Annotated in this window: 7 protein-coding genes; 4 read left to right on the top strand and 3 right to left on the bottom strand. The window is 41.1% G+C overall.

Annotated features, from left to right (window positions below; all coding sequences use genetic code 11):
• Positions 1-50: 50 nt before the first annotated feature.
• Positions 51-2,792, bottom strand: a complete 2,742-nt coding sequence (locus IPH84_18650) for a 4-alpha-glucanotransferase (protein ID MBK7175185.1) — start codon at positions 2,790-2,792, stop codon at positions 51-53.
• A 110-nt stretch (positions 2,793-2,902) separates the two neighbouring features.
• Here IPH84_18650 and IPH84_18645 point away from each other — a divergent pair, with 110 nt between their 5' ends.
• Complete coding sequence (locus IPH84_18645; protein ID MBK7175184.1) at positions 2,903-3,445, top strand: GNAT family N-acetyltransferase; 543 nt, start codon at positions 2,903-2,905, stop codon at positions 3,443-3,445.
• A gap of 57 nt (positions 3,446-3,502) precedes the next feature.
• Here the strand turns inward: IPH84_18645 and IPH84_18640 are convergent, their stop codons facing one another.
• Positions 3,503-4,789, bottom strand: a complete 1,287-nt coding sequence (locus IPH84_18640) for an MFS transporter (GenBank protein ID MBK7175183.1) — start codon at positions 4,787-4,789, stop codon at positions 3,503-3,505.
• Between the two features lie 166 nt (positions 4,790-4,955).
• Between IPH84_18640 and IPH84_18635 the strand changes: the two genes are divergently transcribed.
• Entirely contained in the window at positions 4,956-7,757 is a 2,802-nt protein-coding gene (locus IPH84_18635; protein MBK7175182.1) for a T9SS type A sorting domain-containing protein, read from the top strand.
• Between the two features lie 499 nt (positions 7,758-8,256).
• On the opposite strand, the gene IPH84_18630 is transcribed toward IPH84_18635, so the two are convergent.
• A complete protein-coding gene (locus tag IPH84_18630; GenBank protein MBK7175181.1) occupies positions 8,257-9,270 on the bottom strand; it encodes a LacI family DNA-binding transcriptional regulator in 1,014 nt (337 codons plus the stop codon).
• 572 nt (positions 9,271-9,842) lie between these two features.
• On the opposite strand from IPH84_18630, the gene IPH84_18625 reads away from it, so the two are divergent.
• Positions 9,843-12,788 carry a TonB-dependent receptor gene (locus IPH84_18625; protein ID MBK7175180.1) on the top strand — a complete coding sequence of 982 codons (2,946 nt, stop codon included), beginning with the start codon at positions 9,843-9,845 and terminating at the stop codon, positions 12,786-12,788.
• A 22-nt stretch (positions 12,789-12,810) separates the two neighbouring features.
• Positions 12,811-14,454 carry a RagB/SusD family nutrient uptake outer membrane protein gene (locus IPH84_18620; protein MBK7175179.1) on the top strand — a complete coding sequence of 548 codons (1,644 nt, stop codon included), beginning with the start codon at positions 12,811-12,813 and terminating at the stop codon, positions 14,452-14,454.
• Positions 14,455-14,470: the final 16 nt, after the last annotated feature.

The raw sequence follows: 14,470 nt of genomic DNA, 5'->3' as shown, positions 1-14,470 counted from the left end.
TAGTCACATTTTTAGAGGCCAAAGCTTTTAAAAATGTGACTTTTTTTTGATCAATAGATCTCCAGCCTTCCTGATTGCAGGATCATATCTTTGAGAGATTCATTAAATCCATCAAGTTCAAGTAAATCCTCGAGATTAAGGTGAAGCCGGTACCTCCAGTAATGATTAGGATTCCCTGGGTTATTAATCCGTTCTTCCCGGGCATCTTTCAACCTTATTTTCCCATCCATCCCCAATAGGTCCTGGATAGGGAAAACAGCCCACATGCTTGGTGAATAAAGGTGCTGAACAATAATTTGTCTTACAATATCCGGCTCACAGAAATAAGGCGAAGGACCATGGTTGCCTAATATCTCATAATAAAACTTCTGCGAACGGGCAGGATCCTCCTCCCACCAGCCGCGAATGGTAGAGGTGTCATGCGATGAAGGTGTTGCTACTGAAAGATAGGGATATGAAGCTGGATGTCCGAAGGCTACTTTTATATCCTTAGGCATACGCTGCACTTCCAGGCTCAGAATCCCCAATTCATTCATAACACTGGGTACACAAGCGGGAACCATACCAAGGTCCTCCCCACATAACAGCATATTAGTTGCCTTTTTTATCACAGGCAGCTTAGTCATAGCTTTTCCACGCCAGAACTCCTCATTTCGCTGATAGAAATACTCAAGATATACCTGGTTGATCGCGTGTTTGGTATGCCCGTCAAGTTCCTGGTAAGAACGGGTGAAATGTAGCGCATTCCTTGGGAAGTAACCATTGTCACCTGTATCGGGTGCATGCAGGAAAAGGACTTCAGCAACTAAGGAGTTTAATCCCTGTATCATACGTTCAATACGGTTTCTCATCCATGGACTGGCATCCGGCTCAACAACTAGCTTTTGTTCAATCTTACTCTGAGTATTGTATTCCTCTCTCAGGTTATAACAGCCGGGAGCATATTCTTCAAGGAAATTATATTTAACCTCCTCCATAAGTTCACCAAAACGTTCATACAGGAAATGTTCACGGATATATGGCTTGCATAGCCTTTGCTCATCAAACCAGATACCTCGTTCCTGCAAGTCATCACGATAAAATGGAAGGCTTGGGTTAAAATACCCCAGCAATCCTTCGACTTGTGAAGAAGGGATCTCCCAAATCCTGAAAAAGCCTAGAATATGATCAATCCTGAATGCATCAAAATATCCCGAAAGTTGTCGCAACCTCTGTTGCCACCAACCATAATTATCTTTGGCCATCTCCTCCCAATTGTAGGTAGGGAAACGCCAATTCTGACCTTTTGCTGAAAAATCATCCGGAGGTGCTCCCGCTTGTCTGTCCATATGATAGAGCTCCGGACTTAGCCATGCATCCACAGAATTCCTGTAAATACCAATAGGGATGTCACCTTTAAGAACTACACCTCTTGAACGCGCATACCTGGCTGCCTCAAATAACTGCTTATAGGCATGGAACTGGATGAAATAATGAACTGCGATATCATCATAATGAGCAGAATTCTCATCAGTAAGCAAAGCAAGCAACTCTGCACCCGGTTTACTGTACTCGCCCCATCGGCTGAAATCCGGAGTATTAAAAAGATCACGCAGGTATGAAAAGGCTGCATAAGGCCGGAGCCAATGTTCATTTTCTTTGAAGAAGGATAGAAACTCCGGATCTTTTAATAATTGCTTTTTGCTCTGATCATAAAAAAGCTTGAAAAATCTGGATTTTAACGCCATTACAGCCTCATAATCAATTTTATGTAACGAATTCAGGTATCTCCCTTGTGCATCGATGATCTGCTGATTGATCTCTGATTTCAGTGCACCAATTTCACTTATATTGATATAAATGGGATGAAGTGCGTAAACAGAGATTGCAGCATATGGATAGGAATCCATCCAGGAATGCTTCGCAACGGTATCATTAACTGGAAGGATTTGCACCATTCGTATTCCTACATTTACTGACCAATCAACAAGAAGTGAGATATCGGTAAATTCTCCAACTCCAAATCCATTTCGACGTCGCAGTGAAAACACGGGAATGGCTACACCGGTCCCCTTCCAGGGATACTGAGGGAAATCAAATTTCTCATCCCGGATCTCTATGACATCTGGAATTTCACCATCAGGTAATTGTATGATCCGATCGGTGGATTTCTCCCAAAATGCTGTCTCTCCTTTCTCATTCTGAATGAAAAATTTATACCTGACTGGGAAATCTTTAACCGGTATCCTGACTTCACCATCCCACACCGGGTGTTCTGGATTGCCCAGCACCAGGGCTTTTTCATCTTTCCAGGCTCCCAGGCTTTTGGAACTCCCACATACAGCAACACGATGACCTGGCTTAATGCGGATTACAGTAGGTTTAAATTTCAGGATTATGGAATCTGTTTTTCCTGCTGCTTTTGCAACCGGAGCAGGAAATAGTTCACCCGGCTTGAGAATGGCGTTGGTAAATGCCGAAGAATGTAATGCATAATCCGGGTCAGAAAAGGATCTCCATCGATCTGTAAGTAAAATATGATTGGCTGTCCGGTTTTCAGCACAAAAGCTCCTGTCAGGTCCCCACTCTTCAATCTGAGTATTGAAGTTGTCGTCCTTCAGGATATACCGGTATGAAAAGTCTGAAAGCTTCTTTAAACTAATGTTCAGGTACCAATGACCAGTTTCAGCATCAAGCAATGTCATATAAACTGCCTTCAGTTCTGAAGCTGATCCAAGTTCAGGAATCGCACCCTGCAACATCATTTGTTGACCGGGAAAAGTTTTGTAAGTGATATGGAAAGATAGAATCATAACATTGGTTTTTCAAAGAATGAAAATAATAAAAAATTTCTTCTATTAAGGAATCAATTTTTATGAAATTTGAAGCTTCTTCTTCTTTTCATTCATGTAAACCATTGTGCATGGAAAATCATCGGAAATCATCAGAAAGTTTTGAGTTTAGGAAATTGAACAATTATGACCTGGAACCTCTTCGTCATTACCTGCATAACCTCAGTGATCTGACAAAAAGCAGGTTTGGGCCGCATCACTTTGACCGGGAAACCATTGAAAACCTCTTTCTGGTGCATAAGGAGCATAATGGCTATATAGGCGTTGAAAAAGAAAGTGACAATATCATCGCTTATGCCATTATAAAAGATGGATACCTGGATCATGACCGCAGCAGGCTCGAATCCTATGGATTAAAGCTATCCATGGAAACGGACTGCACATATGCCCCTTCAGTCGGTGATCAATACCAGGGAATGGGAATCGGGAAATTGCTTTTCAGGTTTATATTGTCAGATCTTAAAGAAAAGGGAATTGAAAGGATTATTCTCTGGGGCGGGGTCCAATCCGGAAATGATAGGGCTATTGCCTATTATCACCATCTGGGTTTTATAAAACTCGGCCAGTTTGAATACCAGGGAATGAATGATGACATGGTATTAAACCTGAAATAATTTATCCTTATAAGTGTGTCCTTATATAGCAGGTAGCAAGGGTTATCCAAAGAAATTTTAGCTTTTCTCCTTGATAACCAAAGCAAATCCAGCCCCTAAAATCATTGAAATACCGGCCATTACAATACATAACATCGTGTTGCCATTAAACAGGTATTTCAGGATCAGACCAGTGAAAATCCCACTTAGTATCTGCGGAATAGTTATCGACATATTAAACAATCCCATATAAATACCCATTCGCTTAGCAGGAATACTACTGGCAAGCATTGCATAAGGCATGGCAAGGATACTTCCCCAGGCAATACCAATTCCGATCATAGGAATGATTAACATATTTGCATTGGGGATGATAAGGAATGAAAGGAAGGAAAGGCCGCCAATAACAAGTGCAATTGAATGTGTTTGTTTCCTGCCTATTCTTTTAGCTAGAATGGGAAGCAGGAGAGCAACTGCTGCTGAGACTCCATTGTAAATACCGAAAAGAATCCCCACCCAGTCACCAGCTTCCTGATAACCGGCGGAATTAGGATCCGGACTGTTGTAAAAATGCTCTGCAATGGCAGGAGTGGTATAAACCCACATCGAGAATAAAGCAAACCAGGAGAAAAATTGTACCAGAAGTAATTGCACCATGATTTTTGGAATTACAACCTTCTTTGGCTTTTCTTCTTCAATCTCCTTTTCATAGTAATCAGGTGGATATTCAGAAGTGGTAAAAATAGTGATCAGGATAGTAGTGAGAAGAACCGCTGCACCCACATAGAAAGAGAAAGCAACATTATCAGGAATTAATCCTGCTCCGGAAGCTTCCTTTGATATCCCAAACCAGTTTCCCAGGATATATGGCAACCATGAACCGACTACTGCCCCTATTCCAATCAGCAGAGTCTGGACTGAAAAACCCAGGGTGTGCTGTACTTCAGGCAATTTGTCGGCAACCAATGCCCTGAAAGGTTCCATGGAAATGTTGATGGATGCATCCATGATCATAAGCAAGCCTCCACCAATAAACATTGGAGCAATAAATGTAGCCAGATGTGGCGCATTGGGCATAAGTATCAAGGCAGTACTGGTAAGGATGGCCCCGGCCAGAAAATAGGGCCTTCTTCTCCCTAGTCTGTTCCAGGTTTTATCGCTCGCCAGTCCAATAATGGGCTGAATGATCATTCCTGTAACCGGAGCTACCAGCCAAAACCAGCTCAAATGGTCTACCTCGGCCCCGAAAGTTTGTAAAATGCGGGAAGCATTTGCATTCTGCAAGGCAAACCCAAATTGAATGCCCATAAATCCGAAACTCATGTTCCAGATTTGCCAGAAAGTAAGACGTGGACGTTTACTCATCATGATATCCTGAATATTAATTGCTAAACGCAAATGTATAATTTCATTTGATTTTTTTGTAATAAAGGTTGAATTCTTTAATCGAAAACTGTATTGCCTTTCCTGAAGCCTTGGTAATAAGGTTTCAAAAGTGTTACTTTTGTAATCAGATTAAAAAAACCTCACGATGAAAATTAGACACCTTTTCTTTATTGTTTTTGCTATTTCGACCTTAACAGGTTACAGTCAACTCATTACAGTTACTCCAGCGCTTCCTACTGATCTGGACGGAGTAGAGGTTGTGTTCGATGCAACCCAGGGTAGTGGCGGACTTGCCGGATATACAGGGGATGTTTATGCCCATACTGGTGTGATTACAAACCTCAGTACCAGCACATCCGACTGGAAATATGTGAAAGCAGACTGGGGTGTTAATATACCGGCTTGTAAACTTACAAATCTTGGGAATAATAAATGGAAACTTGCTATTTCTCCTTCTATCAGAGATTATTACGGTGTTCCTGCCAATGAGCAAATAGAAAAACTTGCATTTGTATTTCGGTCCGGAGTTCAGGTCGGTGGAACCTGGCTCGAAGGAAAAACATCCACTAACGGAGATATTTTTTATGATATTTACCCTTCAGGTTTGAGCGTCAAAATAACAAATCCTGACCAGGATTTCATGTTTGCCCAAATCGGTGTTTCTTTCGCAGTTTCAGTTTCTTCATTGTTGGCCGACTCTACAATTCTTTATGCCAATGGTCAGCAAATTGCTGCAAATACTGGCACCAGCCTGTCCACAAACATTACTCCAACCCAATATGGAAGAGTGCTTGTTAAAGCGATTGCTAAAACAACAACCAATATGGTTGCAGATTCTTTCTACTATTATGTACGCCCTCCCGTTGTTACTGCTGAATTGCCTGCAGGCATCATTGATGGGATCAACTACATTTCAGCCGATAGCCTGGTCCTTTGCCTTTATGCTCCTCTTAAGGAATTTGCATTTGTACTGGGCGATTTTAATAACTGGCTTCCGGGAGATCTTAATTATATGTTCAGGACACCCGATGGCAAAAGATATTGGTGCCCTGTTGGTAACCTTGTCCCCGGTAAAGAATATGTCTACCAGTACTTTGTCGATGGTAGTATCAGGGTAGGTGACCCGTATGCAAAAAAAGTGAGTGATCCATGGAATGACCATTATATCGATGATGTTACTTATCCGGGATTAATCGATTACCCTGCAGGAAAAACTTCCGGGGTGGCTACAGTGTTACAAACGAACCAGCCCGAATATACCTGGCAGACTACAAATTTCACAATGCCTCCAGTTACTGACCTGGTGATTTATGAATTGTTAATTCGCGACTTTTCTTCACCGCATAGCTTCCAGTCTATCATTGATACATTACCCTACCTCAAAAGAATGGGGATTAATGCAATTGAATTTATGCCCGTGAGCGAATTTGAAGGAAACCTTAGCTGGGGATATAATCCATGTTACTATTTTGCTGTGGACAAATATTACGGAACAGAAGCAAAGTTGAAAGAAATGATTGATGTATGCCATGCCAATGGAATTGCTGTAATATTGGATATGGTATTAAATCATTCCTTTGGTACTTCCCCTTATGTTCAGCTTTACTGGGATGCAGCTAACAGCAGGCCCGCTGCCAATAGTCCATATTATAATACTGTGGCAAAACATGATTTCAATGTAGGCTTCGACTTTAACCATGAATCGCAGGATACAAAGGACTACATGAAGAGAATCCTGGAGTATTGGATTACTGATTTTAAAGTAGATGGTTACCGTTTCGACCTCTCTAAAGGTTTTACTCAGAACAACACCCTCGGCAATACTGGTGCATGGGGTAATTATGATGGTTCCAGGATCAGTATTCTAACCAATTACCATAATATTATAAAAGCTAAAAATGCCAATGCAGTGCTGATATTGGAACATTTCGCAAACAATGATGAAGAAAAGGAATTATCCAATCGTGGAATGTTGCTTTGGGGAAATATCAACTATAACTATAATGAGGCAGCCATGGGCTATACTTCGAACAGTGATATCTCCTGGGCTTCTTATGCTTCAAGGGGCTGGTCCAATCCGACCCTGGTTTCCTATATGGAGAGCCATGATGAGGAACGCCAGATGTTTAAATGTATTTCGTCAGGAAATTCCACAGCCGGCTACTCTATCAAAGATACCACGATCGCATTGCAAAGAGCTGCACTTACAGCCACCTTCTTTCTGACCATTCCCGGTCCTAAAATGATATGGCAGTTTGGTGAAATGGGGTATGATTATTCCATCAATTATCCAAGTGGCACCTCAGCTTCCCGCCTGGATAATAAACCACCGAGGTGGGATTATATGAGCCAGGAACGTCGCCGTGATCTTTACAATACTTATGCTGCACTTATCCATCTGCGGACAGAGAATCCAGTTTTCCGCACCCAGAATTTCACACTTGAGGTGGGTGGCGCTTTGAAAAAAATCAAGTTGCAGGATGCTTCCATGTCAGCTGTAATTCTCGGGAATTTCAATATCACCTCAACCAACATTATTCCGAACTTTCATAATACAGGCAGGTGGTACGATTATCTGAACAACGATTCAATCGAAGTATCCGATGTAACTGCGCCAATCACCTTGAAAGCAGGAGAAGCAAAAGTCTACCTTTCCAAAAAAGTAGCTAATCCCTATGGTTTTGGAGAAAATGTAGCTTCTGGATTTGATGTACAGATTGCTCCAAATCCTGTAACTGATGCCTGTAAGATATTACTGACCTGTAAAGGAAATCAACTCTATGAAGTTAGTTTCTACAACCTCTCAGGAATCCAGGTAAGTAAACCAATGAAAGGCAAATTGAATCAGGAGAAACTCCTTACCTGGTACCCTGAAACACCTGGTTTGTACTTGATCCGGGTACAGGTAGGTAATCAGGTTACTACTAAGAAAGTCGTGGTTTATTAAATCAAGATAAGTGCCTCATTAGCGTCCCCCTTTGGAAAAGGAAAAAAAGAGTAACAAGGCGTCGTCCCCCTTTAGATAAGGGAAAAACATAACAAGACATCGTCCCCCTTTGGAAAAGGGGGATCTAGGGGGATTTTGGCAATGAAGGGCCTTTTGCAAGTTTGAGCACTTTTCTGCTTTCTGCGTAAATCCCACGTCAGCCTGCGGCTGCCTCCCTTATTAGATAAAGGGGATACAATATTCGGTGGTTTAAACCTGTCAGGTTTTCGAAACCTGACAGGTTTATTCAGTGAATAGTATGACTGGCAGTATAGAGTTCACCTCGAAAATTCCCCGTCAACCTTCGGCTGCGTCCCCCTTTGGAAAAGGGGGTTAGGGGGATTTGAATTTTCCCGGGGGGGATTTTGCATCTACAACAACCGCTCTGTTCATGGAAGAAATCCCCCGTCCGCCAAGGCGGACACCCCCTTTTGCAAAGGGGGACAAACAAAGACACCCTTTACGCCGATTGCCTCACAATCAGTGTTGGTTTAAACACTTTTGTCTGGAAATTTATCTCAGCAGCAGGGTTATTCAGTCTTCTAAGTAACATCTTTACACTTTCCCTTCCCATTTCATAGCCTTTTTGAACAACGGTTGTCAATTCAGGATGAATAATCGTTGCATTCGGTCCATCTCCATATCCAATAACAGCAATATCTTCCGGCACCCTGAAGTTGTGACTTTGAAGCACTCGTATGGCCTCAATGGCAGTGCTGTCATTAACAGCAAAAATTCCGTCTATTTCAGGAGCAAGGTTTATAAGATGATTTCTCAGCGTAAGGACTTCTTCCCGGGTATCACATTTGAGGATCCAGTCTTCACGCACTTCCAGGTTGTTTTCCCGCAAGGCTTCGCAATAACCATTGCTGCGGTTTTTACCAATTAAGAGATGTTGTGGTGCCGCAAGGTGTAGTATCTTTCTGCATCCGCGATTAATTAAATGATGAGTTGCAATTCGACCACCTTCGAAATCATCCGTAATTACTTTATCCACTTCAAGTTCATCAGAAACCCGGTCATAAAAGACAATAGGGGTTCCACTATCAATGGCCTCCCTGAAATGATCAAATTCCTGTGTGGTCTTACTGAGGGAAACCAGGATTCCATCTACCCTGTGATCAATCAGTGTTTGAAGGTTTATCGCCTCCCTGTGCTGATTTTCATTTGATTGGCAGATGATAAGATTATATCCTTCTTTGTATGCAAGATCTTCAATACCACTGATCACAGAAGAGAAAAAATGATGTACAATCGCAGGTATAATCAGTCCAATCGTATTGGATTTCTGCTTACGCAAACTTAATGCTAGCACATTGGGTCTGTAATTAACCTGTTCAGCATAAGTCTTGATCATCATCTTTGTTTCTGAGCTGATATCAGGATGATCTTTTAAAGCTCTTGAAACAGTTGAAACTGATACACCAAGATTCCTGGCAATATCTTTAATCGTTAAGGGAGTGGGTTTCGTCATACCAATGAGAGATGTTGTGACTAAAGATATGAATATTTTTTGAATCCCGGTAATGATTCATGATGATATGGAAACCTTACTGAAATGGATAATTATATATAACAAAAAAATATGTAAAGTCAATTATATATATACATAAATCAATGGTGATGTGTGACTGTTTTGGACATAACAATTCTTCAAGGAAGGATATAATAATTGGACGATGTTACTAAAATAAATCATAAAGTATATTAAACTAATCTCAACATGTTATAAAGACAACGTTCTATAACTATGTATTGACAAGCTCTTTCGGAGTATTTGTCAGCGATTTATAAAAAGATTTATTAGAATACACAGATGCAAACGTTTGCGAAAACGATTTCACCATTTTTTTTCATTGTTTCTTTATGATTCTTTAACATAGTGAGTTATATTAGTTTATTAATTCTTTAGTTTTGATCCGGATTACACATTACTTTTTCGCTTAGTTCAATACTGTTCCGGCCTTTTAATACTCCAAATTACGAAAATTCAACCTCAAGTTCAATATAATTTAACATTTGTTTAACCACAAGAAAGCCAGATCTATGAAGAAACAATTTATCTCTTTCAAGGTCCTGTTTCTTATCCTTGTATGGGCATTTAGTTTTCAAGCCTATGCTCAAGAGGTTAAGTTAACAGGAAAAATTACTGATGGAGCGGATGGTAAAACATTACCAGGCGTTACTGTACTTATTAAAGGAACCAGCACCGGAACCATTTCAGATATTGATGGTAAATACAGCCTCAATGTCAATGCAGGTTCTACCCTGGTTTTTTCCTACATAGGTTATACTACTCAGGAAGTTGTTGTAGGAGCCCAGAAAACCATTGATGTTGTTTTGAATTCCTCCTCAACAGGTCTTAGTGAGGTAGTCGTAATCGGTTATGGCCAGGTTAAGAAATCTGATGCTACCGGATCAATTTCAACCGTCAGCACCAAAGATTTCAACCGTGGTGTTATTAACTCAGCCCAGGAACTCCTTGTTGGTAAGAGCGCCGGTGTTGTTATCACTACAGCAGGGGGTGCCCCCGGAGCCGGAGCTACCATTCGTGTTCGTGGAGGTTCTTCACTCAATGCTTCAAACGACCCTCTCATTATTATTGATGGTGTTCCTATCGATAATAACGGTGTTGCCGGAAGTTCAAACATTCTTTCTTTTGTTAACCCCAACGACATTGAAACCTTCACAGTACTGAAAGATGCTTCTGCTACAGCCATTTACGGATCACGCGCTTCAAACGGTGTCATCCTGATCACGACTAAAAAAGGTGTTGTAGGCTCAGGTATGAAGTTAGCCTATAACGGAAGCACCTCTTTCTCTGTTCCTACTGCTTTTATAGATGTTTACTCAGGGGATCAGATCAGGGAAATTGCATTCAATCATAAAGACCTTTTTGGTGCCGATAGCTATAATAAGCTTGGCAGTGCCAACACCGACTGGCAAAAGGAAATTTACCGCACAGCCATTTCACAGGATCATAATGTGAGTCTGACCGGTGCCGTTAAATCTCTCCCATACCGCATTTCTTTAGGTTACACCGGACAGGAAGGTATTGTTAAGAATACTGATATGCAGCGCCTCACCGGTGCAATTAGCCTCAATCCGACATTCTTCGACAATTCATTGAAAGTAACAATGAATGCAAAAGGAATGAGTGCTCACCATAATTATGGAGATGCCGGTGCCGTTGGTTCGGCAATTGCAATGGATCCTTCACAGGTTGTAAGAGATGGAAATGAAAATTCAAATGGTTATTTCAACTGGATGAATTATGATGCCAACCTGGGAACAATGAATCCGCTGCAACAAGCCCTGGATATTGACAACACGTCAATAGTTAACAGATTCATCGGGAATATTCAGTTGGATTACAAACTTCCTTTCCTTCCTGATTTGCGCGCAAATCTGAATCTTGCAACGGATTATACCAAGAGTGATGGTCATAACGACCGTTGGCCTACCAATCTTACTGTACCTTCAACTGGAAATTATAGTGAGTATATTGGAAAAAATACTAACAACCTGTTGGACTTCTACCTGAACTACACCAAGGATCTCGAATCGATTCGTTCTAAAATTGATCTGACTGGCGGTTATTCATGGCAGCATTTCGAACGCAATAATGATAATTTGAGTTTCATTTATCATCTGGTTGGAGAAACAGATCAAAAGATTGTTACAAAATCAATCACTGAGAACTACCTTGTTTCCTTCTTCGGTCGTCTAAATTATACCTTTATGGATAGGTATTTACTCACCTTTACATTACGCGAAGATGGTTCCTCACGTTTCTCAAAAGATAACCGTTGGGGCTTATTCCCATCAGCTGCTTTTGCCTGGAAAATTAAAGAAGAATCTTTCCTGAAAGATGTTACCGTTGTTTCTGATTTGAAATTACGCTTAGGTTGGGGTGTTACCGGTCAGCAGGATATAGGGAACGATTACCCATACATGGCTAGATATGTCAACTCTTCAACAGGATCCTATTATATCATTGATGGAGAATATATCCCTACATTACGTCCAAGTACCTATGACCCCAATATCAAATGGGAAGAAACTACCACCCAGAATATTGGTATTGACTTCGGATTCATGAAAGACAGGATCACCGGTTCATTCGACCTTTATAAAAGGGTTACCGATGACCTTCTCAATACAGTTACTATCCCAACCGGAAGCAACTTCTCCAACATCTTGCTTACCAATGTCGGAAGCCTTGAAAACAAGGGTGCTGAGTTGAGTTTGAATGTTATCCCTGTCCTTAAAAAGGATTTCTCCGTGAATATTGGCTTTAATCTGACCTATAACAAGAATGAAATTACCAAACTGTTACTTTCCGATGACCCTAAATTCATTGGTGTACTTTATGGTGATGCTTTCACTGGTCAGAAACAAGTTACCAGGGTTGGATTCCCCGCATACTCCTTCTTCGTAAACAAACAGGTTTATGATGCTGATGGAAACCCGGTTGAAGGTTTATATGTTGACCTTTCCGGTGAAGGTGGATCAGTTAATGGTGATAACAATGATAAATATATCTACCATAACCCTGCACCTGATTACCTGATGGGATTCTCCTTCAGAGTAAACTATAAGAACTTTGATATGGCTGCCTCTACCCGCGCCAGCATTGGTAACTATGTTTACAACCAGGTTGCAGCAGGTGCTTCCTACGACCAGATGTACCAAATCGGTTACTGGCATAATGAGCCTACTTTCCTTGATGATACCAAGTTTGTTAAGCGCCAGTTTACCAGCGATTATTTCGTTGAAAACGCTTCTTTCTTTAAACTGGATAATGTAAGCGTTGGTTATAATTTTGATGAATTCTGTAAAAAGATGAATGCCCGCTTAAGCTTTACAATTCAAAATGCCCTTACCATTACCAAGTATAGCGGTATTGATCCTGAGGTATCCGGTGGAATTGACAACAACTTCTACCCCAGGCCTCGCATCTTTATGGTTGGTCTTAGCTTAAGTTACTAATCGTTAAAAACTACATTGCATTATGAAAAGAAACACATTTATAATAGGAATAGCCCTTTCAGCATTGATGATTGTATCATGCGTGAAAGATCTTGATGTTACTCCCAAAGACCCTAATACAATTTTATCAGGTAATCTAAGCGATGACCCTGAATACATGAAACAAGTATTAGGGAAGATTTATGCAAGTTTTATCATTTCAGGCCAGGGTTCCGGTGATGGAAGAGGAGATGATATCAGTGCATCTGATGGAAACTTCTTTACCACCATGAGGGCTTTCTGGAATTGCCAGGAAATTACAACTGATGAAGCAATTTGTGCCTGGGGTGACGTAGGTATTGCTGATCTGAATACTCAGACATGGAGTTCCAGCAACCCATTCCTGACAGCTCTCTACCAGAGATTAGGTTTATCTATCACTTATGCCAACGATTACATCAAATTTACTGAAGGTAACTCCGACCCCAAGATTATAAGGTATAATGCTGAAGCCAAATATCTAAGGGCTTTAGCTTACTATTGGTATCTTGATCTTTTTGGAAATCCTCCTTTCACAACAGAATCCGATGGTGTTGGTAAATTTTATCCCACACAGCTTGACAGAGAATTGCTCGTTGCACGTCCAATGCTCTTTAACTACATCGTTTCTCAGTTGAAATCAATTGAAGATAAGTTATCAGATCCCGGAACAGCTTATCCACAAGCCGACAGAGGAGCTGTATGGATGCTGCTTGCTAAACTTTATCTTAATGCTGAAGTTTATACCGGAACCGCTAAATGGGACAGCTGTAAATATTATGCTGATAAGGTAATCACCAGCGGTGCCTATTCACTGGCTGATAACTATCGCCAGAATTTCAGTGCTGATAACGACGGACAAAGCAATCCTGAAATGATCTTCGGTTTTGCACAGGATGGTATCAATATCCAGGGTTATGTTGGAACAACCTTCATAATTGAATCAAGCAGTGACGCTGTTTACCTCAGGGCTGAAGATTTCCATGGTCTAACTACCAATACAAACTGGAATGGTAACAGGGCAAGGAAACAATTCCTTAATGTAATGATCGACACCCTGGCTACCTATGGTGGAAACCCTGTTCCCTGGGATACCGATCCTTTCTTCACCACAAGTAAAGATAGCAGGGTTTATCTAAGGGTTAAAAAGAGCCCGGATATTCCAAGTGCTTCTTCCAGTGGAGATTATGGAATTGGAGTTTACAAATTCACAGCCAGGAATGCTGATGAATCACAAGCTGCAAATTATAATTCTGCATTTGCAAGTACTGATTTTCCTATTTTCCGCTTTGCTGACGCTATCATGATGAGAGCAGAAGCCAATTTCAGATTGGGAAATACAGCTGATGCCGTTGCAGATATCAATACCATCCGTACACGTGCATTTGGCGACAACAGTGGTAATATCACAGCTGCTCAGTTAAATGCCCAATTCATCCTTGATGAACGTGGACGTGAATTCTACTATGAAGCACAAAGACGTACTGACCTCGTTCGTTTCGGTCAGTTTACCGACGGCAATTACAAATGGGCCTGGAAAGGTGGAACTTTCAATGGTTCTGCTACCTCTAACCATTTGAACGTATTCCCGATTCCGGGTGCTGAGGTATCTGCAAATCCAAACATCAAACAAAATCCTGGTTACTAATCCTCTAAACCTTAAT

The organism is Bacteroidales bacterium (genome assembly GCA_016707785.1).
Classification (GTDB): Bacteria; Bacteroidota; Bacteroidia; order Bacteroidales; family UBA4417; genus UBA4417.
Note: the sequence above shows the minus strand (reverse complement) of the source record. Positions and strands in the feature narration are given on the sequence as shown.

Bases quoted from the DNA above. Each gene is read 5' to 3' on its own strand.
- IPH84_18630 (MBK7175181.1), bottom strand. From the start codon at position 9,270: ATGACGAAACCCACTCCCTTAACGATTAAAGATATTGCCAGGAATCTT.
- IPH84_18620 (MBK7175179.1), top strand. From the start codon at position 12,811: ATGAAAAGAAACACATTTATAATAGGAATAGCCCTTTCAGCATTGATG.
- IPH84_18645 (MBK7175184.1), top strand. From the start codon at position 2,903: ATGGAAAATCATCGGAAATCATCAGAAAGTTTTGAGTTTAGGAAATTG.
- IPH84_18635 (MBK7175182.1), top strand. From the start codon at position 4,956: ATGAAAATTAGACACCTTTTCTTTATTGTTTTTGCTATTTCGACCTTA.
- IPH84_18625 (MBK7175180.1), top strand. From the start codon at position 9,843: ATGAAGAAACAATTTATCTCTTTCAAGGTCCTGTTTCTTATCCTTGTA.
- IPH84_18640 (MBK7175183.1), bottom strand. From the start codon at position 4,789: ATGAGTAAACGTCCACGTCTTACTTTCTGGCAAATCTGGAACATGAGT.
- IPH84_18650 (MBK7175185.1), bottom strand. From the start codon at position 2,792: ATGATTCTATCTTTCCATATCACTTACAAAACTTTTCCCGGTCAACAA.